The sequence below is a fragment of the Phocaeicola sp. RTP21359st1_B8_RTP21360_211022 genome (assembly GCF_040911965.1).
Classification (GTDB): Bacteria; Bacteroidota; Bacteroidia; order Bacteroidales; family Bacteroidaceae; genus Phocaeicola; species Phocaeicola vulgatus.
In genome coordinates this window covers 90,624-116,167 of record NZ_JBDFXP010000002.1, presented here as the reverse complement: position 1 = coordinate 116,167, position 25,544 = coordinate 90,624, and the positions used below count along the sequence as shown (strand labels likewise).

The window sequence follows — 25,544 nt, the reverse complement described above, 5'->3', positions numbered from 1 at the left end:
ATATCCGTTCCCACTCAAGTATCCTTCCTGTTTCTCCGTTACGCCCAGGACCCGGGCAATGCTGCGTGCCACCGAGGGCTTCTCACAAATACAAATTGTTTTCATGTTACTTTCTTTTTTAATATGAATGACTATTTAATTTTTACACTCTTGACCTTTGATTTTTCTTTCCGTACCCTTTTCTTCGGTTCTTTGGGAATGGAGAGCTTCTCTTTCTTTTCCGATACTTGTATGCTTTCCGTCAGATTCGGCAGGGGTATTTCCTTTGCCGGAAAACGGCTGATTAAATCCATTGAGATTCCTGACATTCCCGCATTCAGTTTCACCTGATCTGCCGGTTGGAGGTATTTCTCCCCGTTCTTTCCGGTTGCCAGTTCGTACATGACTGTTTCACGGCCCTGGAGGATTCCTTCGTAATTTTGGTAAGGAAGGTTTGATTCAGACAGTCCGTTCTGCTGAAGCATCCCACAAATCTCATCGGGTGGCAATCCTCCGAACTTCCGGTCAAAAGGAGAAGAAAGAATGTACTTGTATGTTGCCAGAAGCTGCTTTTCATGGCTCATATCGGGACATCCTTCATATTCCTGCAGTTGTTTGATTTTCTTTTCAATGCTGTTCAGAGCTTTGAAAGTATGTCTGTCCTTATTCTGAATAGGCATACTACCCATTCGGACCAGTTCCATCTGGATACGGTTCAGGCTGGACGTTTCCCATTTATTCAACAGATTACTGCGATTGCTCCGGTAATCATCCCGGAGGATAGCGATTGGATTTTTGGTACGAAAGAATAATCCGATCCGTTTTCCCCATGAGGGTTCGTGGAGGTTGGACGCGCTCCAGCGGATCGTGTTGAAACGGTAAGTATCCATGAATCTCCTGAAATGATTCCGGCTGGTAAACAGGTTTCTGAAAGTTTGCAGGAATGCTTTCCTTCCGGCAGCCCTGCGGCTACGTGGTATCTCTTTTTCGGGAATGAATGTATTATTTATCAGTTCCATATGCATTATAATTTGGGCTTCGCCTGCTTTTTAACGGAAGCGGTTTTTGTCTTGACCTTTTTCTTTTCATTGCCACAGGACAGTCCGGGCTTGTCTTGCGGTTTTTCGGCTGTTTGAGCTTCTCCTTTCTTAGAAACAACAACAGGCGGGCTTACCCGATGATAGTTCTTCCGGACTCCATCCCTGTTTAACAGTGTTTGCGCCAATGACCTGGCAGCATTTTGTAATTCATCCATCTTCTGCCGGAAAGGATAATCCCGGTACAATTCCTTTTGCCGGGTAATCTCACGGATACCTTTCTCCACAAACAAGAAATCCTTTTTATAGGCAAACGATTCGTCTGCCGGTAAATGGGCGTATCCTCTGGCTGCTATGTCCTGAAGTGTCATAATGTTCCGGTTACGGATAGAGAGTTCCAATGCGCCGGCTGTGACAAACCGGTTGAGATTTTCTCCCGTAGGATGCATGTCGAAAGTGACGGACGGCTTGTAATTCGCCAGAATTTCCATCCCGGCCTGCGGCATGGTGGTCTGATTCCCGTTGGAGAGTTCCAGCATCCGGCGGGAGACGGTTTCTATCCGGTAAATATTCAATGACTCCACATCCTGCAAAGAGCTTGAGTAGAAATTGTCCGCTGTCGATTGCAGGTAATCCCGAAACTTTATAGTCCCGGAAAGTCCGTCATTGAATACGCGGACACCTTGTTCCGTTTCAGCTATGGTGTAGAACTGTTTGGCTTGCTTTCCTGCCGCAATCTTCTCCATCGCATCTTCGTGTGCAATAAAGCACTTATAAGCTGGTGAGTAGTCCAGATCCCGGATATTCTCTGCCGTCAGTTCCCTTTGGCATGCTCTCAAATAAGCCGCTTTCCGTAAAGGTACGGAGTTGTTTTCAGTGATGCCTCCGTAAGAGGCGATGAAACTGAGGGCTTTCTCACTGTCTTTCGCCGGTAGTTCGCTGGTGAAAGGAATATCTTTAGCAGGTATTCCCTCAAAATGCAGCAATAAGTTATCCGGTATGGTTTTCTGATCCATAGCAATCCGGGCGGTCAGATCCATAAATACCTGAAAAGAGTCCTTATCCGTCGGAACATACGACACGACCATGACAGTCGAGACTTGATTATCCGGCTGTAACACAATAAACAGGCTCTTTAAATCCGCTTTAGCGGTGAATGTATCTTTTATTTTTTCCATCCATGCAGGCATGATAATCAGTTTTAGATGCGGGGATTATGTGACTTGTTCTGACGGGAAGCCGTCTTTCTCTTTTCCGAAGCCGCCGGTCCGGTCAGTTGCAACGGAGGACAGGTCAGTCTGTATCTCAGGCCAAGTATCTTGTCCGCGAGTTGCTGCTGCCTGTTTTGAATATTGTAGAATGCCTTTTCACTATATCCCTTTTTGGATTGCAGTTCGGACATTTCTTGATCCAGCGGTTTAAAATTTCCTTTGTGGGTGAACTCCTTATAGCTTTCATTAGTATTGAAATCAGCCGGTAATCCGTATTCCCGTATAAAGAGCAGGGTGAATATCTCGGCATTCTCCGGCGTTACCGAAAGCCGGTAATCTTCCGTAAACTGTTTGAATGCATGGTATGTCGGCTCTATGGGATAGCCACCTTTCTTCAACAGCTCGGATTGCTCTATCGGATACAATGGCATTTTCGCCAGCTGCCCGTAGAAAGGATTGGACCGGAAAAGGTCCAGATGCTTCTGCATGTAATGCTCCGTGCTATGGTTCGGGCAGGAAATATAGAATTCTCTGATTCGTCCCAGAGCCTGTACTTCCGGAGTGAAGAAACGGTCAGCCAGATATTGCAGGTAACACTGTTTATAGATGGCTCCTTCATCCGTGGCGGGCAGGTAGACGGCTCCTTTGGGAGTCTGGAGGGAAATGATGGGGTCTATCTCTTTGTTTTGCAGGCTGTCCGGGATAAGCCCGTAATCACGTTTCAGGATATAGGCCGCCTGATCCCGGATCTGTGATTTGACCTTCTCCTGTCCGCCTTTATTTTCAGCCGGAATATTCTGCAGCGCATTGAACTGGGAGTTGAAAGAATTCTTGTGTATGAACGGAATCCTTCTGGTTGTATAGTCTATCCCATAGATTCCTGCGGTTTCCTGTAAGGATAGTAACCGGAGTATCTGGGCATTGGCAATACTGGGGAGCACGTTATAGGAGGAAGCAAACTTGTCATAGGCATCGAATGTCGGTTCTATGCGGTGGCTCCTGTCCAGCCGGGCATTCCGCAGGATAGTCGCATCCAGATATTGTGCTTTCTCCGGCAGAAAAGAGTTTGTATATAAGGAGAAGGCATTGGGAGATGCTTGGAATGCCTTTACCACTTCTGCGTCCGGACGGGTCAGCTTGTACAGGTTGACAAACTCCGGTTTCTCTTCGTCCGTAATGAAGAAACGGTCGGCCAGATGTTGCATATAGGCATGGCAGCATGTCTTTCCAAAGCCGGAATATTCGAACAGAAGCACTCCTTTGGCGGTTTCCACGGCGGTCAGGGTTTCCGACGGATCGTCGTGGAGAGTATCCTGTGCCAGCGCGAACCGTTTGGCTTCCGGCTGTACAAGCAGGTGGTCGGCAAGTCCGCTGGCTACCAGCATGGGCAGGCTTTTTTCTTCATCGTGAGAATGCAGGTATTCCAGTCCGCGCAATGAGACATTGCCCTGCATGCTTCCTCCGTTCCGGGTGATGAATTTTTGTACCAAGCTGTTATCCTTGTCAAAGAGCCGGATATCCGGGTAGCTTACTCCTGCCGGAAACTGGTAGCGGCACAGATAAAGATCCGGCAAGTGGCTTTGGACAAGGGACGGCTTGTACATTTCCCTTTGCCGCTGGAGGTATTCGGTGAATCGTTGATTCATCATCGATACTTCTTTCTCCGGCATCAGGTGCATCTCCAGTTGTCGGGGTTGCCCTTCCAAGTCCTGGGTAACAAAGAAAATCATAATGTTTGAAATCTCTTGCTTTTGCATACGATTGAAATTTAAAATAGTTACATGGTGATACTTCTACTCTTTTTCTTTTCCTGTTTGGGCGGTTCATAGCCCCGTACCGCATAGTCCGTCTGTAGGATTCTCTTTGCCGTATCCTTGATGGTCCGTTCAAGTGCATTTTTCAGCAGTGTGCCATCCTGCTTCCCCACATAAGACAGCCTGATCCGTTCATCCAGGGAGACAAAGCTGTTTTGATGGTTGAACCGGCTGTCTTTTTCCAAATTCCCGATTTGCCCGGTCTTGCAGATCCGGTCGAGTACGCCTATGTTATAATTCTTCTGGCTCTTGCCCAGATTCAACTTTTCGGCCAGTTGGTTATAACATTCCAAAGAGGGAGCCATGCTGCATTCTACCGCCGGGGTATAGTTGGCTATCATATTTGAATCCAGGAAATGAGCCTTTTGGGGAAGGTATATCTTTTTTAAGCCATGTTCAAACATGTTCGAACACTTTGACGCCTCTTTGATCAGATTGATATTGGAAGTGCTGAAATAATATATTTGCAGTTTATCCGCATCCCTGTAAACCGGCGAGAAGAAATTATCGCCAATATGCTGCAGGTATTTCTGCGCACACTGTATCCCCCTGCCGGTATCATTGAACATCAGGACTCCCTGGTTCGTATTTATTGCAGTAATCACCCTGTTGTAGATATCTTTTTCCTTTTCTTGATGGAATGCGCGGTAAGCGTTCAGTTGTTTTTTCAGCAGGGGATTGTCTTTGGCCTTTTGAAGCATTCTCTGGATGCTATCCACATTATGGATGCCATAAGGAGATGTATTCTCGTAAACGAAGGCGATATCCCGCAATGGGAAATGAGTTGCACAAGACAGTCCTCCGTTATGGGTCATGTCCTTGATGAACCTTTCAATGTTCCCCGGTTGTACAGCACCCTGATATGGTATTAAATAGACTTCTTCCTTAGGAATGTAGGAGCCTTTCAAGGCCAGTTCTGCCTGCCCGAAAAGAAATTTGCCGCCATCTGAATTGATGCCATAACGATTCTCTATGGTCTGGAAATGTTCAATCTGCCTGTTGCTGTTCAAATTGAAACCAATGTATGTACTCATATTATTTTATGGTTTAGATGAATGGTTGATTAAGATAGTCTATGCCGTTTCGACGGGTCGGGAACTTTTTTATTCTTCATTTTCTGCTCCATTTTCTGTTTTTCTTCCAGGTCTATAGTCCATGGAAAACAGGTCATGATCTTGTCCGGGCAGCAAAGGGAGATTCTTTTTTGTTTCATGGACTCATCATCCAGCCGGATATAGACAAAGTAATCCAGTTCCCCTTTTCCGGTTTCTTCAATGGCTGTTACTGTTCCTTTATAGGGAACAACGGGAGTTTCCTCTTCCGGATCGTTCTCTACAATCCGCGCTCCGAGGTACATCTGACTTTTAGGTATCATATCGCTTTATTTTAAACGGTTATTGTTATGTCTGTTCTTATTCTCAGTCTTTTTAACGGTATTCTTCTCTTCCGGCAGCGGACAGAGCAGTCCGTCCTTTATCACGTATGTCCTGACGCCGAAGGGCTTGGAGGAACCCTCAATTCTGCCCTGCTCAAAGTCGGCCTTGCAAAAAAGGAGATGCCTTGTCGCCTCCTTGTTGTTTTCCGGGAGATACAGTGCGTATCCCGAAGCCAGTGCCGTCTTTTGAACTTCATTCAGTTTTCGGCTTCCGACGGTGAAGGTAACGGTGGAGTCATTCAACATATTCTCAAGGGAACGGTGCCCTCTCACATCGAAATCCCTTTTCAAAATTCCATCGGCAGCCTTCCGGATTTCCGTAGACAACCGCTTGAACTTTCCCGTATCGAATTCGCCGGCAGATTTAACCTGCGTGACTTTTTCAAATTCCTTGGCATACGGCAGCAGTTCATTGAAATAGGTAAACGGTTGTTCATGAATATTCATATAACCGTTACGCATGACGGTCAGCAGCCGGTAAATGTCATGGTTCTCCCGGCTGATGGAAACCTGCGTATCCTTATTGAAATGCCAGTCGGTGGCGAATTTTATAAAATCCCCGGCTGTCGCTTCCATCGAATGGTAGCATACCGGTTTTAAACTGTCGATGAATTCTTTGGGCAGTTCGTCAAGACCGATATAGGATGCCGGATAAAAATCGAAGGAATAATCCAGTTCCATCGGTTTGCACGGCTTGTAAGCGGCATCTATGAGAGGAACCAGGTTCTTGTCCATGAACGTACTGTCGTAGACGGCCAGATGGCCGGTATCGTAGTGCGGGTCGAAGTAATGGTCCGTGATGTACCGGATGCACTCCCTGAATCCGTTCCTGCCGATCTCGTTACCGGAAAAGATAAGGTATCCGAAGTCATTCTCCACCACTTTTAAGGGGAATGTGTACCGCGGCTGGCACCGGTACAATGTCCTTTTTTCCTGTTGCTGTAATCGAAACTCCAAGTATGCGGGTTCCTGCATGAGATACTTCTTCAATATGCCGCCGTCCGGTTCATTCTTGTATTTATAGGTATAGACCGCATCACGCAGGGAAATGCGTTTGGCAGGGGGAATGCAGTGTTCTTGAAAATACGGCAGCAGTTCCTTGCTGATATATTCCTCGAAAGGGGTATGGGTATCTACCGGTGGAACCTGCCTCATGTTCGCCAGGTCAAACCGGAGCAGTTCCGTATCCGGAATATAGGGGCAGCACTCCGCTTCCTTGATATTGTCAATCAGGAATTTGCGGAACAGGCTGTCCGCATCTCCTTTCTGAATGAATGTGAGGGCATTTCGGGGCTGGTGGGGAGAGTACTGATGGTAACGGTCCATACCGACAAAAATACTTCCCGGCTTGTCGGGATCGAAAAAAGGATTTTCCATTTGGTTTCTCTTGTCCATATTTCTACAATTTAGGGTGGGTATTTCTTTTCTTTTTCACGTCCTGCTTTTTATTCAAAGCCTTTTCGATGACTGTTTTCACTTTGAACACCTGTTTGTTCGCAGGAGGATCCTTAGAAAATACGATCCGGGTGAAATCCCCGTTTATCCATGCATAGGCATGGGACGGGTTGCTTTTTGCCTCTCCCGGCAGGAAGAGTCCGTGCCCTGCCGCCAATACTTGCCGGTGAGGGGTAAAGAGCCGGACACCGTCTACGGTGACACATTCCATCGGGTCGCGGAGGATGTTCCCAACAGTCCGGTGTCCACGCACATCGTAATACTGCTTGAGGAGTTTGTCCAGCAAGGCTTTATCCTGGCCGGTTTCTTCTATCTGCTGCCGGATATCCGATGCTGTACCTTGTTTGGAAAGCTCCAGTAATTTACGGTCCTTGCTTTCTATTTCCTCCAAAATATCAGCGATATTACGGTTGCGATGGCTGCTGGTACAATGCATATTGTGGCAGAAACTACCGAAATCCTCCCAGGTCGGCTTCATCTCATTCCGGTAGACCAGCTCCATTTCCGGTGTCTTATCCATCTGCAGGTAAGCATATTCCGGGTACAGGCCTTCACCCGGATTGACATAGGATCCATCCTTTAGGACTCCTTCTGCCCGGTAAACATTTACCGGACCAAGATTGAAATGGGGATCGAAGTAATGGTCTGCCATAAATTGCAGAAAGTCCTGCCTGTTTTTCTGTCCTTCCGTCGTATCAGTAAAGAACACAAAGCCATGGGCTGTCTCTATGGCTGTATAGGATTGTTCAGGTTGCTTCATATCATTACATTTTGAGGGAATTGTTCCTTTTCGTTTTCGATACCTTTTTCAAAGCCGGTACATATGGAATGATTTTGCCGTTTTTCTCCTGATACACGGTCTTGTTTACGGGAGATTTGGTATATGCCATTACCCGGTTGCATGTCTTTTCGGCATGGAGGAAATGTAAATCTGGCATTGACTTGGATATTTGGGGACAGTAGATCCACTTTCCTTCCAGCAAGGCTTGCCTCATGGCTTCGCCGGCATCGGTTCCATTGATGAGAAACGGGACGCTCCTGTCATTCAGTGTCCTTTCCAATGTACGGTGTCCACGGACATCGAAATCCGTCAGAAGGATATTCTTCGCTTTCCAACGCATGTCATCCAGCACATCTGACAAATCTGGCCCCGAGGACTGTCCGTTGATACAGTCGTCTATCCGGGTGACATACTCCTGAAAGACATTCCGGTATCCGAAATCGGGATCATTTATTATATCCCGCTTGAATCCGTTCTCCATCAGATACAACAGTTTGCTGATATCCGCATTGTTACGGCTCGCAGGACATCCGGCAAATTCATTCAGGCGGAGAAATTCAGAAGCGCTCGGCTCCATGTCCGTTTCAAACGCCAGTTTCCACTGTTTCCTGTCACGGAAAGCCTCTTTTGAGAATACAGCATTATCAAAATCATATTCCCCTTTTCCGCTTTGGGGATTCTTCCGGTAGCAGGCATCCACCAAAGGACAGATATCGTCGGACAGGCAGTTGACGTTGTATTGCCTGACAGGACCGGGTTCGCCATGAACCCAGAAATAATTGCCGGATAACTGTTGGTAAAAGCTCTTCAATCCCTCCCGTCCCATTTTGGTATCACTGAAAAACAAGATTCCTTTGGACGTTTCCACAGCATGCAGCGGTAATTTGTAAACCGGATTATAATCATACCTGGCAGCCAGCTCATCCTGCTTCTGATGAAAATGGACCAGCTCGTCCAACTGCTGTGTGGTCAGTTTCGGAAGTTCTCCCGATATCATGAGGATATCGCTGCGTGACTGCGCAAACAGGACATTTCTCAGATTGGTACTTATTAGAGGAGCCAGTCCCTTTTCCCGGATATAGGGTAGTAATACCTGATTGATATATTCCTTTTTGGAAATATCTCCGGAGATAGCCGGTACATCCGTCATCTTCGGGAATGAATAGATTTCCAGACGGGTATTCGGTACGAAGGCGGAGTATTTGGCTTTTATCGATTGTTGGCTGAACAAGGCCATAAACGTATAGACAGGGTCTTGCCTGTCGGGATTGGCAGGATAAAGCATATAGGAGGATTCTGCATGGGGTTTCTCCTTGCCGGTTTCATAACCGACAAGGAGCTGGCCTTCACCGTCTTTCCTGAAAAGCTCGTCCAATAGTTTGGGATCATCAGAAATATAGGTTGCCATTTTTCTTACATTTTAGGTGTGATGGACGGTTTACGGGTACGCGGTTTCTTTTCCGCTTGCTGTGAGGCTTCCTCTTTTTTCCGGGGTTTTCCGGCTACTTGTACCGGTGCATGGGGCTGCTGCTGGCTTCCGTCTTGTTCCTGACCTTGTTTCTGTGCCTCTTCCAACTTCTTGGTGCTTCTTTCCCAGAGGAATTCCACCCCTCGCTCGGCGGCACTCATCTGGATGGAGGTGGCATAAAATTTTCCATTATCAGACTTGAAACGGATCGGTACTTCCTCACCGCGCACGGCAGCATCGTATTCTTTCGGAGAAAGCGTATAATCTTTCACCTTACGCGGAATGCGTGCCTGCTCTACGGGCATATGGAACAATTCATTGGTCACCGGGTCTTTGGAAAGGTAGCAGGATTTGGTTTCTTTGGTACGGTAGTCAATGACTACATCCACCGCCTTGCCGAGATTGCCGGTCTGGTTCAGGGCCTTGAGGTCTTCTTCCGTCAGGACATGTCCCCTGTAGTCTTCCCCGATCTTGGGAGCCTGACGGATGTAGTGGATGTCGAACTTGACAGCTCCGTTCTCGTCGCGGAACAGGGAGAGTTTGGCATCCCCGTTTTCACGCCCCAGCTCGGAATTTTTTGCCACACGGAAAGCGATAGCGGAAGTCTTTCCCTGCAACATTCTTTCGAGGCTGTCCTTTGCGTTCTTCAGTCCGTCCGGGGTAATGCCGTATTTGGCGGCCTGTTCCCAATTCACTTCCCGCTCGTTGAAGCGATGGTTATTATACACCCTGGTCGAAGCCAGTTCCCTTCTGACTGCTTCGTTCTGTGGTTCCTGCGCCGCTTCGATCTTTTCTTTGGCCTGCTCTACGAGCGTTTCCTTCGGCATGTTGTAGAGGGAGTAACGACCGGGATTATTGTACTGGTAGAGAAAATTCTTCCCGAAGTTGGTGAAGAAGTTTCCACGTTGGTCCACTTTGATAAACTGGTCCCTGTTCGCCTCGTTAGCTTCGAGCGTTTCCAGCTCTCCGTTCGCTGCGATTCCTTTTACACCTTTGGCTTTCTGCTCTTTCTTGTCATACGCCATCAAATACCCGTGTTCCGGGGTTGCTTCCTTGTTTTCAGGAGCTAAATTCACATCGTTCATATACGTTAATTTTAAAGATTAATGAATCATTTACGAGGGTAAAATTACTATCTTTGTCATTAAATAGTTTGATTATGAGGAAGTTGTCATTAATTGTCATGTTCTGTCACTTATTGTCATGTCCGGCTTTTGCACAGTCCCCGTCAAAGGGATATAAAGCCGGACTCAGTGCTGTCATCTACCGTATCCACTCTGCCCGGCAGTGAAAGTCTTTCATATGAGACAGCCGGTTGCCGGTTACCGTACTGGCCGATTATCCTATTCTGTATCCATTGAATGAAAGTCGGAGGAGGTATGCCGTTTCTTCCGGTTTCGGTATAAGGATGCATCCGGTGAAAAAGAAAAGGATACTCCATGCCGGAGTGGATCTTGCCGCACCCTATGGCACGCCGGTCTATGCTTCAGGAAGCGGGAAAGTCGTTGAAGCCAGGTATAGCAGCAGTTACGGCTGGTACATCGAAATCCGGCACGCGGGCGGCTTTTCCACGTTGTATGCACACTTGAGCAAATTGCATGTGAGGAAAGGGAGCGATGTACGCATAGGTCGGCATATCGGCAATGTCGGTCATACCGGCATAGCGACCGGCAACCATCTGCATTTTGAACTGAGAAAAAACGGGAAGCCGCAGAATCCGTTGCAGTGGGTGATACTAAAGGATTCCCGTTCTAAAAAGAGTCATTAATTTAATCCGTTACACAATGAACATTGAAGAAGCCAAGAGCATTCAGTTGGAGGATTATCTCCGGCGTATGGGGTTCAACCCGGTAAAACAACAAGGGGACAGTATCTGGTATTGTTCCCCTTTCCGTGAGGAGAAGACACCTTCTTTCAAGGTGAGCGCATCCCGCAACCTATGATACGATTTCGGCATCGGACAGGGAGGGGACATCATCACCCTGGCGATGGAGCTTCAAAAGACGAAGGATATCTCTTATGCGCTTAAAACGATAGAGGGACATTTTCCGGCTGCTTTCCGTCCGGTAGCAGCCTCTCCCCGGCAGGCGGAACCGCAGGCTACCGGCTACCGGCAGGTACGCATTGATCCGCTGACGAACCCGGTCTTGCTGGGATATCTCAAAGAAAGAGGCATCTTGCCTGAAATCGCAAGGGAAGCATGCAAGGAAGTGCATTTTCAGAACAAGGGAAAATGGTATTTTGCCGTAGGCTTTGCCAACCGGAGCGGCGGGTACGAGATCCGTAACAAATACCTAAAAGGCAGCATATCGCCCAAAGAGATTACCCATATCAAAAATGGCAGCGACCGTTGCATAGTGGTTGAAGGCTTTATGGATTATCTCTCATACCTCACGCTCAAGGCTACGCATCCCGGTAACGGACAGCCTAAAGGAAACGGTCCGGACTATATCGTTTTAAATTCGGTCAGCAATGTAGGCAAGGCTATCCCTGTCTTGAAAGAGTATAAGAGTGCCCTCTGCCTACTGGATAACGATTCCGCCGGAAGGCAGGCTTTTCAGCAGATGGCGCAAGCCGGATGCCCGGTCAGGGACAAGTCCGACTGCTACCGGGAGTATAACGATTTGAACGATTACCTGTTGGGCAGGAAGATGGCGCAGGAGAACAAGACGGATCATCAGCACGAAACAGCCCCGAAGCTGATTGAAAAGCCTGCAAAGAAACAGTCCGGTTGAAAATTATAAAATACTGGTCCTTGTCTGATGCATGAAAGGCAGGCAATAAAAAAGAGAGTCAAATCCCTGCTGGAGGGAATTTGGCTCTCTTTTTATTGCTACCCGGCTACCACCGGATATTTATTCTTAATAATTTCTGATCAGCAATTCATTGACCGCTTCTCTTTTCTCGGCTATGGAACAGATGGAACGGAAGATGCTGATTCGCTGGATATGGAAACCGGCATAGAGGTCGTCGAAGAAGGTGTTCTCAGGGTTCTTTTGCCGGGGATCGGAGTTGGAAAGCATTCATTTGGCACCGGTTTCACCTATTCCCTTGCAGAAATTTGCCAGGTTGATCTGCTCTTCATCTCCGAAGTCCTGTGGCATGTAGGAGGTGCAGGAGTTACCCTCATTGACCGGCTTATAAGGCGGGTCAAAATAAAATAGGGAGTTGGCTCCGGTGTATTCTGCGGTCTGCCGGTAGTCACCGTCCAGAATCACAACATCTTGCAGCAGCTTGTGGTTAAAGCGGATCAGTTCCTCTTCCAACAGTTTTACCCGTCCCCCGGCACCAAAAGTGACGGACAGCTTTCCGCTATGGTTCACGGAGTAGATGCCGTTATAACAGGTACGCATGAAGAAGATAAACAGGGCGGCACGGGTGATGTTATTCGGGTTTCCTTCATTGTAGTAGGTACGTTTCTCCATGAAGTAGACCCTTCTTCGGGTATGTTCCTCCAGCGCGATGTATTCGTCCTGTATCCGGGCAAGCACTTTAATAAGCTGCTCCGGGGATTCCTTGATGACGCGGTAGACATTGATCAGAGCCTCGTTGGAGTCGTTGATGACGCAACGGATTTCCGGATAGGCTTGTCTTATTCAGAAGAAGAGGGCGCCGCCACCGACAAACGGTTCTACATAGGTATCCATCTGTCCGAAGTCTTTCGGAAGGGATTCGATAAGTACGGGAAGCAGTCTTCTTTTACCTCCCACCCAGGGGAAGCAGGGTTTTCCCGGCAGGTTGGCCGGAGAACTTTTCTTTTTTTCCATGTTTACAACATTTAAATGATTAATAAATTAAATAGGGATTATTCATCGTCTGCCGTTTCCAGCAGGTGTTTCAAGTTGGGATCATTTTGGATGCGAAGCAGCTCTTTTTCGATGATTTGCGTCACGTCTTCCTTGATTTGATAGTAGTTCCTTTCGATTTCCTCTTGCATGTGGTCCTTACCATCCGCACCGGTAAAGTCGGTTATGACGGGGATAGGCTTGTAGGCTTTTGTTTCGGCGGCTACCCGTTCATTGTCCACCACGATCTCGCAATGGAATATCTTCTGTTCTATCTTCTCCCCGAAGTTGTCGCAGACACTGCCGACAAACTCTCCTTGCGAGAGGTTGGAGATTTTGGAGGCAGGTATCAGCGAGTCGAGCTGGGTACTGATATTGGTTGAGGTGTCTTCACGGGTCATATTAATGGATTTGCGCTGTTGGAGCACTTTCCCAAACCTTTCAGAAAGGTTTTTCGCTGTTTCTCCGACCACTTGCCCGGAAAAGATATTTCCAATTGTGTTCTGGATCACCCGCGCCTCCTTATCACCGTAGTCACGTATTAACTGGCTGAAATCCTGTGCTCCCAGACATACTGCCACTTTGTTGCTACGGGCGGTAGCGATCAGGGTGTCAAGTCCTTTAAAGTAAAGTGTGGGAACCTCATCCACTAGAATAGAGCATTTGAGCCTGCCTTTTCGGTTGACCATTTTAACGATACGGGCATTATACAATCCTAACGCACATGAGTAAATATTCTGTCTGTCAGGGTTATTGCCGACGCACAAAACTTTGGGTTCCTCCGGATTATTGATATCCAGCGTGAAGTCATCTCCGGTCATAATCCAATATAAGGCAGGTGAGATCAGCCTTGATAGCGGAATTTTGGCGGAAGCTATCTGCCCTTGGAGCTGCTCCATCGCACCACCTTTCCATGCATCCATAAAAGGTGACAGGTAATTCTCCAGCTCCCGGTAAGAGGTCAGTATGGTGAACAGGTCGGAATACGGTTTATTCAATAGCTCTATGGCATGTGGGAAGGTGCAGAATTTCCCGTTTTCATAGATTTTAAGATACCAGATCACCGCCGCAAATAGCACAATCGGGCTTTCTACAAAGAAATCTCCCTGCTTTTGAATCCAACTCTTGTTCAAATTTAACATGATTACATACGCTGATTCGTATGCATCCGCGATATCGGATAGAAACGAAGGATTGAGGGGATTGCACCGGTGGCTGTATCTGGGATCATCGAAATTAATCACATAAAATCCGACCGGCTTGGCATACTTATCCTTGTTTTTAAGCAGCTGGTTATAAGCAATTATGCTTAAATCCGGATACTTAAAATCATAGATATAGGCGGCGAATCCTTTCTCTATCTGCTGGCGGATATAGTTATTGATGATGGCATAACTCTTTCCTGATCCCGGCGTGCCTAATATCAATGAGGCGCGGAAGGGATTAATCACGTTTATCCAGCCTGAATAGGTCTTTCGTTGGTAACGGAAACGGGTGGGCAGGTTTACCGAGTATTCATTGGCAATCAACCTGCGCTCCTGCATGAAGCTCTCGTTCTCGTCGTTAAAGACGTCATCCATGAGTTGGTTCTTCAACAGGCGGCTGATCCAGGTTCCGGCGGTAAGCAGGCTGATATATCCGGCAGCTACGGTAGCTACATATAATAAGGTTAGAAGCGCGACGGGGAAGCGTGCCGTCAGTAAGAGCTCGCTACCAAAAAAGAGCAGCATCCCGGCTATAAGGTAACAGCCGATACTCCTTCATGACATCTCCACGTCCTTCCGTCCTTTCGCTCCCATGCAGGAGAAGAAAAGGAAGAGCAGACTGAAGGACTTGCTCACCAGCGAATGGGAAAACAGCCCGGTATCCCGCTGGAAATTGAGCAGTATCTTGTCCACGACACCGATGTTCAGGTTCATGGAAAGAAAATAGGGATAGCAGAAATAATAGACATTCATCACTAAAAATAGGATGCTGATGGCCCTCATGAAGTCAAGGTTCTTATTGAGCCCTCTGGTTTCGTCTTGTGACATAAGCGGTATGATAATTAATGGTGATACATTTTATTAGCCCAGATGCGGACCTCTGCGTTTTCTCTTTTTCTTTTTCCCGTAAGGGCTTTGCGTCAGGTCGTCTGCCGGATACGGATAGGATTCCAAAGAGAATATATCAAGCAGTCCTTCCACCAGCTCCGTCTCTTTCATTTCCGGTTCGGACGGATGGATAACAGGGGCTTCTTCAGTCTTTTCCGGTGGGATCGTGCCGTACTTCCGGTTTATAACCGATGCCGAATATTCTTTGCCCAGAAGCGAGCCCTTGAATACGGTCTTTGAGTTATGGTCGATGTAGGTCACGCCATAGATCACACCGGAATCGTTCTGCCAGAGTATGGCGGCAATGCCTTTTCCAGAAAGTTCCTGCAGGAATCCCTGACGGGTGGGCTGTCCTTGCAGGGCGGTAGCGATAGCTTCCTTCGTCTGTACGGGTACGGGATGTCGGGCAATTCATTGTTTGCTTTTCACAAATTTCTTTTGGAGTGCCTCGTAGCCTACGCTTTTACCGATCTTGCTGGATTTGATGGCTACGCCGGTCCGTTCTCCTTTTTCATCGGTAGCCGCATAGACCAGTCCATGATAGGTCTTTCCCTTTATCGTCTTGTGGGCCTCTTCCACCGTTACATGGAAAAGGCCAAGCAGGGCTTTAAACTCCTTGACGGATTGGAACTTGTATCCCTGCATGACGGGCTTGACCACATTGGCTATCTGATGCTTGATATCCCCCTTCCGGTAATCGACGGCAGTCAGCGGCAGGGATTCCCGTCGCTCCATCTTCTCGGCGGGTAACAGATGGTATTTCCTCTCCAGCTCCCGGCAAACAGCGGTCGAGCGTTGCCATTCTTTGTAATCTTTAATTTTCTTTCCCTGCTCGTCAATACGCAGGGAGACGATATGGATGTGGGGCCTGCCGATATCCTCATGCCGGTAGATGATATAGGGTTGGTTGCCATATCCCATTTTTTCCATGTATTCCTGGCCGATAGCGGTCAACTGTTCATCGGTCAGCACATCGTCCGGGTGTGGATTTAATGAAATGTGGATAACGGGCTTCTCAGTCCGGCGGTTAGCCGCCAGATACGGTTCGAAGGAACGGATGCAGTGCTGGATGGTCGGATGGCCGTCTGCCGGTTCCATGATCCGGTTTCATGCCAGTGGCCGTGCCTGCTGCTTGTCCACTTTTTCTTGATTGTAGTATAATGCCCCGTAAACGGAGGCTCCTGATGTTATTTTTGCAACCATTGTTCAAATTCTTGGGTGAGACGGATAATCTCCCGGTTGAGAGATATTAGTTCAATAGTCAGTTGCTCCAATTTATAGAGCATGGCAAGAGCCTTCTTTTCGGATAGTCCGGTATGCAGAGCTTTGACTGCCTGGTTATAGTTTACTCCGATCCGGCGGTATTCGCTCTGCAGGTTGGTCAGCTTGATGTAGTAGTCCGTTGCCGCCTTATCTATTTTCACGACTTTCATCGGTTTGTCGAAAAGGGCGGCAAGGATGAACTGGGATTTATTATTAGCTCCCGAATTCTCAAAGAGCCTCTCAAACTCGATGTTCTGGAGTTCGTCCAGACGGAATCCGTAATAATAAGAATGAAGTTCTGATTCCTCTTTGGGATTCCGTCCGCCTCTTCATTTGCTCGAAGTGTCAGCCCGTCCGGGTTTGCGTGTACTATTGATTTTAGCCATATCTTTTCAGGTTTTATTTATCCGGCAGCAAAATAAGTGATAATTTTGATACGAACCTAAAATCGGAAAGTGACTACAAATGACAAGAGATGACTATTTGTGACAGGGGGTAAAAATACCCCTGTTCACTTCCCGTTTCCGCAAGCCGCGATGTTCTTTTCAAAGGTTTCCTTTAGTTTGGGCAGCAGGACGGAATAGTTCTTTTTGCGCCGGGCAAGGTCGGCACGCAGGTCATATGGTTTGGGAATGGCAACATTGAAGAGTTTCTCAAAAGCGGAAACGATACCGGCGAAAGAGAGGCGTTTGCCGCTTTCGTCCGTAATCAGCCCGCTGTAATCCAGCGAGGAGATCAGTTCCATCAGGTTGACCAGCGAACCTTTCCAATGGAGCGATGAAAGAAACGAGGAAGGTGTCGTGATGGTTCCGGGGTACTGTACACCAAAATTGACCAGCTCTATTTCCGCCTCCACCAGCAGGAGGCATTTGTCCAGATAGAATTCGGCTACTGCCGTGTGGAAATGTCCTGTTCGGGTGAATAACTTCTTTAGGGAAATCAGTTCTACCTTGCTGTGAAGCAGATGGCGCAGCCTTTCCGATACGGAAACCGATTCGATGGCGAGGTCGTAAAGGTATTGTTCATATTCGGTATAGGAGGAAGAGAATTCTTCATCGGAAACTGTCTGTTTTGGGCTTGAAGCCAGAGATAAATAATTGAATATACGGCATTCTGTAAATGGTTTCATACGGCATACATTTGATTTGTTTATACCGGAGTAAGCCAAATGAAATGCCTCTGCTATCGTTTAAAGCTCTATACCTTTTTAAAATACTGACAATCAACAATAAACAAATTTCATATAGAAACGGGTGTAAATAAAAAGTGTAAGCCGTCCTTGACAAGAATGTTAGGACGGCTTACACTTTTGTAAACCTCATTTGCTTCGGGTTATCCTCCGGTCAGTCGATGATATGGTATTTCCTTAGTTTCTCATACAGGGTAGTCCGGCTGACATTGAGCAACCGGGCCGCCTTGGAACGGTTGTCACCCGTCTTTTCAAGGGTCTGGAGAAGCAACGCCTTTTCTTTTTCTTCTTCCGTCCACTGCGTTTCTTCTTCTTTAGGAAGGGAGATTTCAAGGTTCAGGTCTGAAACGGAAATCCATTGCTCTTGGCAGATGAGTACGGCTCGACCTATTACATTCTTCAGTTCACGGATATTCCCCGGCCAGGGATATTCCAGCAGTGCCGCCTCTGCCAGCCGGTCAAAGCCACGAAACGATTTATGGGCCTTGGCGCAAGTGAGTTTCAAGAAAAAATAAGCCAGAGGAAGGATGTCTTCCCGGCATTCTGCCAGTGTAGGAATCCGCAGAGTGAACTCATTGAGCCGGTGGAACAGGTCTTCCCGGAAGCGTCCTTCTCCGATGGCTTTTTCCAGATTCTCATTGGTGGCGGCAACCAGCCGGATATCAAAAGAGTATTCTTTCGTGGAACCTACCGGCTTGCAGCGTTTCTCTTGCAAGGCCCTGAGCAGGAGCATCTGTGTCTTATAGGAAAGGTTGCCTATCTCGTCCAGAAACAATGTCCCTCCGTTAACGGCACGGAACAATCCGACCTTGTCGCTTTCCGCACCGGTAAAGGCTCCCTTCTGATGACCGAAAAACTCGGAGGCGGCAAGCTCATCGGAAATGGCCCCGCAGTCGATAGCCAGATACGGCTTGTTCTTCCGATGGCTCCGGGCATGTATCTCGGCTGCAATGTGCTCCTTCCCGGTGCCGGAAGCCCCACGGAGCAGAACGGAGATGTCGGCACAGGCAATCATCTCTATCAGACGGTACATCTCATGGGCTTTGGGGCTTTCACCTCGGTAGAACTCCTGTTCGTTATCGTTTTTATCCAGTATCTCCGTTATCAGAGCCAGGAGATTGTCTGGCTGCACAGGCTTACACAGGTAGTTGATGGCTCCCAGTTGCATGGTTGTCACCGCATTCTCCACCTGTCCGTAGTTGGTCATGATCAGAAAAGGGATAGAGTAGTACTTCTCATTCATCCATTTCAGGAGCGAGGTGCTATTTCCGTCCGGCAGGCGCAGGTCTGCCAGTATTAGGTCGAACTCCTTTTGCCCGATGGCTTTACGGGCATTCGCAAGGGTTGCCACGCATTCGGTTTTCATCCCTTTTTTCACCAGCCAGTTGCTGATGCTACGGCTGAACACAATATCATCTTCAATAATCAGGATTGTTTTCATAGGCTTTCCTCCCGTATTTTTCAGCGTATACTATCAGTTTTTCCACTGCCCGGATGATGTCCCGCATTTCCATGGATTGTCTATTGGTCCACTCTGTCGCAGGTTCTGTCACCAGTTCCCGTAAATGAGACAAGGGGAAATCCAGACGGACGGTTTCCCATAGGGGCAGGTTCTTATGCAGGATGGAGGCGGCGGCCTCCTTGTCTTGTCGGTCTAAGGCAGCGGTTAATGCGGCAAGGTCTTTCCGGCTCTCTTCGATAAACAGGGCGAGCATTTCCTCCCTGTTGTCCTCTCCTGAAAGGATGAGTGAGAAATCGGGAGCATACTCCTTTCTGTCTTTTTCTCCTATCACTTGTGCCACTGTATTTATCAGTTCTTCCATAGAGAATGGTTTATGGATGCAGCCCGAAAAGCCGCCCGACAGATACTCGTTGTCATCATCCACCCGTGCCGTTACCGCTATGACGGGGATTGTCTTTGCGTTCTCCATATTGGATGCCCGGAGCAGTTCAAGTATTCCGTAGCCGTCCGTTTCAGGCATCTGTATATCCGTCAGCAGCAGGTCATATCTTTGTGACCGTAGCCGGGTAACCAGTTCACGGCTGGTCTGGCAGCAGTCGCACCGCACTCCGTTACGGTTAAACATCTCTTTGGTAATGTTCAGTTGCATCCGGTCGTCATCAATGACCAGTACGTTGATTCCATCCAGATGATAATCAGTAGCGATGCGTGTCTCATCCATCTGGGTGGATTCATCCGCCTCAAGGAGTGGCAGGAATGCGGTAAACGTGCTGCCTTCACCCGGTTTGCTTTTTACGGTAAGGCTTCCCTGCATCCCGGAGACCAGCCTGCTTGCAATGGCCAGCCCCAATCCGAAACCGGGAACATTACGGGCATTGTCCAACCGTTCAAAAGCTGTGAATATCCGGGTTGTTTCTTCCTCCGTCATCCCGGTACCGGTGTCCTGTACCGAGAAATGCAATTCTTTATTCCGGTATTCCGCTTGCAGGCGGATTTCACCTTGCCGGGTGAATTTAATGGCGTTGGAAAGCAGATTGTTCAGGATTTGCTGGAGCTGGGAACGGTCACCGCTTACTACCACATCCAGACCGGAAAAGGCGGTTGTCAGCCGCAGCTTTTTCTTTTTGGCCAGCGAACCGTAGTTCCGGGCTGTTTCGCTGAAAAGGGTCTCCAGCCGGAAAATCGAAAGGATGGGTTTGTTCCTGCCGGTATCCAGCAGGTAGAATCCGATCAGCGTATTGACCAGCCCGATCATGTAATCGGAAGAATGGAGTATATTTTCCGCATACTCGTCCTTGCGGCTCTTCTTTTCTTCCCCGGGGAGCAGTTCGGCGCATCCTTTGATAGTAGCCAGTGGCGCACGAAGGTCATGAGCGATGGTGAGCATCATGCGTTTTCTGGATTGTAGGAGCTCCGTGTTCTCACGATTGGAGGCTTCCAGCTGACGCTGATACTGGTTTATCCTGTTCAGATCCCGGTGGATGATAAGATACAGGAGGACGGTCAGCAACGAGATGAGGACAGCCAGCAGAGAGACCGTATGGAACGAGCGGTCGCGTGTGGAAATGAATTGCCTGTAACGCTCATCAAGCCGTATTCCAGCATCCGCCTCAAAGTCCCTGACAATCCGGTGTAGCCTGTGGTTCAGGTCCGTGTTGTTACTGTACAGGAGGTCCATCTGTTCCAGCAGCCTTTCCCGTTCGGCTTTCTGCATGTCGGTCACCTCCCTGTCAAGGGAGTGCAGCATGCTCGTGACAGATGTGGTACCCTGATGTTTACCAATGGACTGTCGCTGGCGTTCCAGCTGTTCCTTCTGCTGCAGATAGGCCGATTTTTTCCTCCCGGGCCTGATGAATGACCAGAAACCCTTCTTCGGAGTTTCCTCCTCCTTCTTTTTCTCGGCAGGAAGGACATCCGCCTGCTGGATATGGGACACGATTGCCGGAATCTTGCTGTTCACGATCTCGCCGGTCTTGCGCAGACGCCCGAACGTGTCCATGACCGTGTCTAACAACAGTTCCTTTCTTTCCAGCAGCAGGCATAACGAATCTATGCGCGACTGTTGTTCGGGAGACTTCACATACCTTTTCAGTGTCTGCAACATGTTACAGACACTGTCTTTTTTTGTGTGGTAGAGTCCAAGGTCGCTTTCATCCCAGACGCTGACTGTTTCACCGTAAGTGGCCAGTCCCAGCAAGCCCGCGTATGTTTCTCCGGCCAGATGCCGGATACAGGCCAGTTCATGCTCATCCTGTCGCAGGCTGTTCCGCCTCGTCTGTTCCTTGCGGAAGATATGAATGGTCAGGACGAGCAGGAGAAGCAGTATGACATATCCTAAAAGGATTTTAAGTTTCAACCACATGGAAGTCTTCATTCTTATATTGGAATCCTACAAAAAGGCGTGTTCGCTCATATAAAAGGGAATAATAGAAACTTATGATAAAAGTTTATTACTGTTTCAAACCATTTGAGGATACCTCGCAAGTTTGCTATCACACAGTTGATCTTTTAATCTTTTTTTATACTCACAGAAAGGATAGGAACCTGCTTTTTATGACTGAAACATATCACATCCCCTTTATTGGACATTACATTCTCATTCGATCATATTGTTTTCATTTCGGCTCATCCGTTTCTTCACCCGTTCTACTGCTTCCGATACAATTTCTTTGTTTTCAAAGCGTTGTGTATAATTGGTATAGTCTGGATGAATCCGTTTGTAGGTCGGGTCAAGAAACAAAGGACTGGAAATAATATGGTCCGCTGTCGAACGGTTACAACAGAAAACTATATTTTCAACTCCCGCCAGCCGGGTCAGTGCCTTTACATCCGTGTCATGTGGCTGCAATGTCATCGGATCCGTGAAAAAGAACAAATAATCAATCTCTCCTTCCACAATACGTGAGCCCATTTGCTGGTCACCACCTAAAGGACCGGATTTCAGAATCGTGATATCCCATTCTGTTTCAGGATGTTTCTCTTCGAGCGCTTTTTTAATGAGTGTACCGGTGGTTCCCGTACAATAGAACTTATGCCCTATCAGACGTTCCGAGTTCCAAAGAACCCATTCTATCATGTCCTTTTTCATTGCATCGTGTGCAACCAGACCGATTTTACGAACAATTGTTTTCATCATAATAATAAAATATGGTTTATGTGATAATATAATTAACAATATCCAACAGCTTTATAAAAAACAGGAGAATGACTGTATGAGTTTGAGCAGCTCCTTGTTCGCCCGGCTGTCCACGGTGGCTTCCCGCCTCTCCTCAAACAAAGTAAGCGTTGCGGAGCATTCCCCGCAGATATCAATGCCGACTACACGTTCCTTTCGAAGGACAATTGCCAGTAATTCCTCCAGTTCCTGCAGGCTGAAAGACCCTTGATCCCAGTCTGTTACTGCGGATGCCGGGTTCAGGACATCCTTGTCTATGGACAAGTAAACCGGTCCTTCAATATACGCAGAGGAGAAATTGCGCCAGCCCTTCTCGTGAGCTAACGTCGCTTCGCTATAAAAACTGACTCGTTGTCCGTATTCTTCCGGTACGGTGCGTATCAGTTTGTCCGATGCACCGACTATCACCACTTTCTTGCAAAGCATATTCCAGTCTAACATGTCTTTTACCCAGCTCCCACAAGAAAGCATGCCCTTGAACAAGGGAGGCTGCATGTCGGGGTGATGGTCGAATACAATCAGAGAGAACGGAACTCGAAGTTTGTCTGTCCATAATTTGGTCAGGTAATGATAATTGCCCGAATCAATGAAATGGATACCTTCCGCTGGATAACCGGCAATCACCCGCTTCAATTTTCGTATCCCCTCCTTGTCACAGTAACCTCTCGTTCCAGAAAGGTGACGGCAGTCTAGCCAAATGAACTGATTGTTCCGTGCAAATACCTCATGGGCATACACACCGGTGAAGTTCATGATGACAACCGGCCAGACGGTTTCTCGGTCCGCCTTCTTCTTACACCGTCCATTTGTCAGTAACTCTTGCTTATTCATGTCCGTTCAGAACCATCGTACATAACAAAAATCTTGCCGGTGAGGTAACAGGGGATGGTTGGGATACATTCTGAATGCCTGTTTGAAGCTTCCAGCGCTGAACATTCTGGTTATTGCCTTGAAAGTGTATAGGTTTCCGTCTTTGGATGTCAAAGAAAAAGGAATGACCTCATGGATGCGATCCTCATTCTCCTCATGCCGTATAATGACCGATTCCAATCCGATCGCGTTGTCCAGCCCTTTCTCGTCAATGACGACCGTCATCTCGTATTCCTTACCAGCCTCCACCGTGGCGTCCAATCCTTTTCCCGCATTCACGGAAACGATTTCCACGGCATTCCATCTGCTGTCGACAGCTGCCTTCCAGCCGGCAAGCGTTTTCGCCTTTGCATAATTGTCCGCCGCCAAAACATGAAAGTGTTCCGACAACTTGTTGTAAAATCCGTCATAGTAGTCATCCAGCTGTCTTTTCATCGTGAAGCGGGGAGCTATTTGCGCAACCGAGTTCTTGATGTACTTGACCCAGGTTTCCGGATAGTCTTTTTCTTTCCGTTCATAATATAACGGCAGGATATTATGTTCCAGCAGGAAATAAATTGTTTCCGCATCCAGTTGGTTCTGGTACTGTTCATCCTGATAGGTGGCCTTGTCGGTGATGGCCCATCCCGCCTCCTTGCGGTAGCCTTCGTACCACCAACCGTCCAGCACGGAGAAGTTGAGTACGCCGTTCATCAGAGCCTTCTCACCGGAAGTTCCGGAAGCCTCCGCAAGACGGGTGGGAGTATTCATCCAGATGTCAACCCCAGAAATAAGATGCCGTGCCAGGTCCATGTCATAATTCTCAAGGAAGATGATTTTACCCAAGAATTCAGGACGGCGGGATATCTCCACAATCTGCTTGATGAGCCCTTGCCCGGCAGTGTCGTTTGGATGGGCTTTTCCTGCAAAGACAAACTGTATGGGATGTTCCTGATTGTTCACAATCCGCGCCAGACGATCCAAATCGGTAAACAAAAGATGAGCTCTTTTGTAAGTTGCAAAGCGCCTTCCGAAGCCGACAAGAAGAGCATTCGGATTAAACTTCTCGAAAATGGAGACACCCAATGCCGGGTCAACCTGGCTTTTGAGCCAGTCCCGGCCGCATTTCCACTTGATGTAGGATATCAGTTTGGTTTTCAACCTTTTCCGCATGTTCCATATCTCTTCATCGGGTATATTATAAACGCCTTTCCATATTTCCTGATTGGACTGGTCGTTCATGAAATTCTCATCGAAATTGTCCTTAAACAGCTTTTTCCACTCCGCCGTACACCAAGTGGGAAAGTGTACGCCATTCGTCACATAGCCCACATGGTTCTCTTCCGGGAAATAGCCTTTCCAGAGAGGCGCGAACATCTGCTGTGAAACGGACTTGTGCAGCTTGCTGACACCGTTTACCGCCTGGCTGGTTTTGCAGGCGAATACCGACATGCAGAAACGTTCTCCCTTGTTGCCCGGAGTTTGCCGTCCGAGGTTCATCAACTCGTCCCACGTAATGCCCAGCTTATCAGGATATCCTTTCATATATTTATTGAAAAGCCCCTCATCGAAATAGTCATGGCCGGCAGGCACAGGTGTATGCACAGTGTAAAGCGAGGAAGCCCTAACCAGTTCCATGGCTTGTCCGAAGTCCAGGCCTTCGGATATATAGTCGCATAACCGCTGGATATTGATCAGTGCGGCATGCCCCTCGTTGCAGTGATATACATCTTTCTCGATGCCCAATACTTTTAATGTCATCATTCCTCCGATGCCGAGCAGTATTTCCTGCTTGAGCCGGTTTTCCCAGTCACCGCCATACAGGTGATGGGTAATCGGACGGTCGAACTCGCTGTTCAGTTCATTGTCCGTATCCAGCAGGTAGAGGGAAACACGTCCCACATTGGCCTTCCATACATTGGCATGGACCGTGAAACTGTCGGCATAGGGAACATGGATTACCAGTTGTCGCCCGTCAGGCTGCATCACTTTCTCTATCGGAAGCTGCCCGAAATTCTGTGGGTCATAATGAACCTGTTGCTGCCCGTCCATCGCCAGAGCCTGGTCAAAATAGCCATAACGATATAAAAGCCCTACAGCGCAGAGGTCTACGTTACTGTCCGAAGCTTCCTTCAGATAGTCACCTGCCAATATGCCCAGACCGCCGGAATAGATTTTAAGAACCCTGTCCAGACCATATTCCATGCTGAAATAGGCAACTGACGGACGGCTGTGGTCCGGCTCCACATCAAGATACGCCTTAAAAGTGGAATATACGTTTTCCATCTTACGCATGAAGTTTCCGTCATGTGTCAGTGCCTCCAGCTCTTCATAATCCATCCGTTCCAGAAACAGTACCGGATTCTGTTCCGCCTCTTCCCATAGTTCCGGGTTCAAACCACTATATAAACTCTTCGCATCCTCGTTCCAGGTCCACCAAAGATTATGTGCCATCTCCGCAAATCTCCGCAATTCTGCCGGAAGGTGTGAACCGACTGTAATCTCCCTCCATTGTGGGACGTTTACATGATAACTTGAATATTCCATA

23 protein-coding genes and 2 pseudogenes are annotated in these 25,544 nt (G+C 47.9%); 4 read left to right on the top strand and 21 right to left on the bottom strand.

Annotation, left to right across the window (positions count from 1 at the left end; translation table 11 throughout):
• Positions 1 to 131: 131 nt before the first annotated feature.
• From AB5062_RS01425 to AB5062_RS01385, 9 genes are read right to left on the bottom strand one after another with little or no spacing between them, the layout of a single operon-like run.
• Positions 132 to 1,004 (bottom strand): hypothetical protein, encoded by an 873-nt coding sequence (locus tag AB5062_RS01425; protein ID WP_004318625.1) that lies wholly within the window; start codon positions 1,002 to 1,004, stop codon positions 132 to 134.
• The gene (locus tag AB5062_RS01420) at positions 1,004 to 2,206 is read right to left on the bottom strand and encodes a DUF6047 family protein (protein ID WP_004315703.1); all 1,203 of its coding nucleotides are present in this window, start codon (positions 2,204 to 2,206) and stop codon (positions 1,004 to 1,006) included. The genes AB5062_RS01425 and AB5062_RS01420 overlap by 1 nt, the downstream gene beginning before the upstream one ends.
• Positions 2,207 to 2,217: 11 nt before the next feature.
• Entirely contained in the window at positions 2,218 to 3,984 is a 1,767-nt protein-coding gene (locus AB5062_RS01415; protein ID WP_004311887.1) for a DUF6047 family protein, read from the bottom strand.
• A 20-nt stretch (positions 3,985 to 4,004) separates the two neighbouring features.
• On the bottom strand, positions 4,005 to 5,075 hold the full coding sequence (locus AB5062_RS01410; protein WP_004311888.1) for a DUF6047 family protein: 1,071 nt from the start codon (positions 5,073 to 5,075) through the stop codon (positions 4,005 to 4,007).
• Between the two features lie 29 nt (positions 5,076 to 5,104).
• Positions 5,105 to 5,416 carry a hypothetical protein gene (locus AB5062_RS01405; RefSeq protein ID WP_004311889.1) on the bottom strand — a complete coding sequence of 104 codons (312 nt, stop codon included), beginning with the start codon at positions 5,414 to 5,416 and terminating at the stop codon, positions 5,105 to 5,107.
• A gap of 6 nt (positions 5,417 to 5,422) precedes the next feature.
• Positions 5,423 to 6,871, bottom strand: coding sequence for a DUF6047 family protein (locus AB5062_RS01400; protein WP_004318628.1), 1,449 nt, complete (start codon positions 6,869 to 6,871; stop codon positions 5,423 to 5,425).
• 4 nt (positions 6,872 to 6,875) lie between these two features.
• Positions 6,876 to 7,691, bottom strand: coding sequence for a DUF6047 family protein (locus AB5062_RS01395; RefSeq protein WP_004311891.1), 816 nt, complete (start codon positions 7,689 to 7,691; stop codon positions 6,876 to 6,878).
• A 4-nt stretch (positions 7,692 to 7,695) separates the two neighbouring features.
• Entirely contained in the window at positions 7,696 to 9,120 is a 1,425-nt protein-coding gene (locus AB5062_RS01390) for a DUF6047 family protein (protein WP_004311892.1), read from the bottom strand.
• Between the two features lie 5 nt (positions 9,121 to 9,125).
• Positions 9,126 to 10,265, bottom strand: a complete 1,140-nt coding sequence (locus AB5062_RS01385) for a DUF4099 domain-containing protein (RefSeq protein ID WP_004318630.1) — start codon at positions 10,263 to 10,265, stop codon at positions 9,126 to 9,128.
• A gap of 74 nt (positions 10,266 to 10,339) precedes the next feature.
• Here AB5062_RS01385 and AB5062_RS01380 point away from each other — a divergent pair, with 74 nt between their 5' ends.
• The 4 genes from AB5062_RS01380 to AB5062_RS01365 are packed head-to-tail and all read left to right on the top strand — an operon-like array spanning position 10,340 to position 11,915.
• On the top strand, positions 10,340 to 10,471 hold the full coding sequence (locus tag AB5062_RS01380; RefSeq protein WP_004311894.1) for a hypothetical protein: 132 nt from the start codon (positions 10,340 to 10,342) through the stop codon (positions 10,469 to 10,471).
• 24 nt (positions 10,472 to 10,495) lie between these two features.
• Positions 10,496 to 10,948, top strand: coding sequence for a M23 family metallopeptidase (locus AB5062_RS01375; protein WP_008771124.1), 453 nt, complete (start codon positions 10,496 to 10,498; stop codon positions 10,946 to 10,948).
• Positions 10,949 to 10,964: 16 nt separating this feature from the next.
• Entirely contained in the window at positions 10,965 to 11,123 is a 159-nt protein-coding gene (locus AB5062_RS01370) for a hypothetical protein (protein WP_004311895.1), read from the top strand.
• Positions 11,124 to 11,168: 45 nt separating this feature from the next.
• Positions 11,169 to 11,915 carry a toprim domain-containing protein gene (locus AB5062_RS01365; protein WP_004318633.1) on the top strand — a complete coding sequence of 249 codons (747 nt, stop codon included), beginning with the start codon at positions 11,169 to 11,171 and terminating at the stop codon, positions 11,913 to 11,915.
• 126 nt (positions 11,916 to 12,041) lie between these two features.
• On the opposite strand, the gene AB5062_RS01360 is transcribed toward AB5062_RS01365, so the two are convergent.
• The 12 genes and pseudogenes from AB5062_RS01360 to glgP form a co-directional block, all read right to left on the bottom strand.
• The gene (locus AB5062_RS01360) at positions 12,042 to 12,203 is read right to left on the bottom strand and encodes a hypothetical protein (RefSeq protein ID WP_004308096.1); all 162 of its coding nucleotides are present in this window, start codon (positions 12,201 to 12,203) and stop codon (positions 12,042 to 12,044) included.
• Positions 12,204 to 12,947, bottom strand: a pseudogene (locus AB5062_RS01355) (DNA adenine methylase).
• Positions 12,948 to 12,985: 38 nt separating this feature from the next.
• Positions 12,986 to 14,998: pseudogene (gene mobC / locus AB5062_RS01350) on the bottom strand (conjugal transfer protein MobC).
• A 33-nt stretch (positions 14,999 to 15,031) separates the two neighbouring features.
• Positions 15,032 to 15,331, bottom strand: a complete 300-nt coding sequence (locus tag AB5062_RS01345; protein WP_004308101.1) for a hypothetical protein — start codon at positions 15,329 to 15,331, stop codon at positions 15,032 to 15,034.
• A 138-nt stretch (positions 15,332 to 15,469) separates the two neighbouring features.
• Entirely contained in the window at positions 15,470 to 16,156 is a 687-nt protein-coding gene (locus tag AB5062_RS01340) for a relaxase/mobilization nuclease domain-containing protein (RefSeq protein WP_004308102.1), read from the bottom strand.
• 89 nt (positions 16,157 to 16,245) lie between these two features.
• Positions 16,246 to 16,590, bottom strand: a complete 345-nt coding sequence (gene mobA, locus AB5062_RS01335; RefSeq protein ID WP_224202605.1) for a conjugal transfer protein MobA — start codon at positions 16,588 to 16,590, stop codon at positions 16,246 to 16,248.
• 242 nt (positions 16,591 to 16,832) lie between these two features.
• A complete protein-coding gene (locus AB5062_RS01330) occupies positions 16,833 to 17,450 on the bottom strand; it encodes an RteC domain-containing protein (RefSeq protein ID WP_004308105.1) in 618 nt (205 codons plus the stop codon).
• A 214-nt stretch (positions 17,451 to 17,664) separates the two neighbouring features.
• The gene (locus tag AB5062_RS01325; protein ID WP_004308106.1) at positions 17,665 to 18,951 is read right to left on the bottom strand and encodes a sigma-54 dependent transcriptional regulator; all 1,287 of its coding nucleotides are present in this window, start codon (positions 18,949 to 18,951) and stop codon (positions 17,665 to 17,667) included.
• Entirely contained in the window at positions 18,929 to 21,334 is a 2,406-nt protein-coding gene (locus AB5062_RS01320; RefSeq protein ID WP_032839385.1) for an ATP-binding protein, read from the bottom strand. Before AB5062_RS01320 ends, AB5062_RS01325 begins: the two co-directional genes overlap by 23 nt.
• Positions 21,335 to 21,568: 234 nt before the next feature.
• Complete coding sequence (locus AB5062_RS01315; RefSeq protein WP_008775197.1) at positions 21,569 to 22,105, bottom strand: methylglyoxal synthase; 537 nt, start codon at positions 22,103 to 22,105, stop codon at positions 21,569 to 21,571.
• Between the two features lie 54 nt (positions 22,106 to 22,159).
• Positions 22,160 to 22,978, bottom strand: coding sequence for an arginase family protein (locus AB5062_RS01310; RefSeq protein ID WP_004308109.1), 819 nt, complete (start codon positions 22,976 to 22,978; stop codon positions 22,160 to 22,162).
• A 6-nt stretch (positions 22,979 to 22,984) separates the two neighbouring features.
• Positions 22,985 to 25,543 carry an alpha-glucan family phosphorylase gene (glgP, locus tag AB5062_RS01305; protein WP_004313433.1) on the bottom strand — a complete coding sequence of 853 codons (2,559 nt, stop codon included), beginning with the start codon at positions 25,541 to 25,543 and terminating at the stop codon, positions 22,985 to 22,987.
• Position 25,544 lies beyond the last annotated feature (1 nt).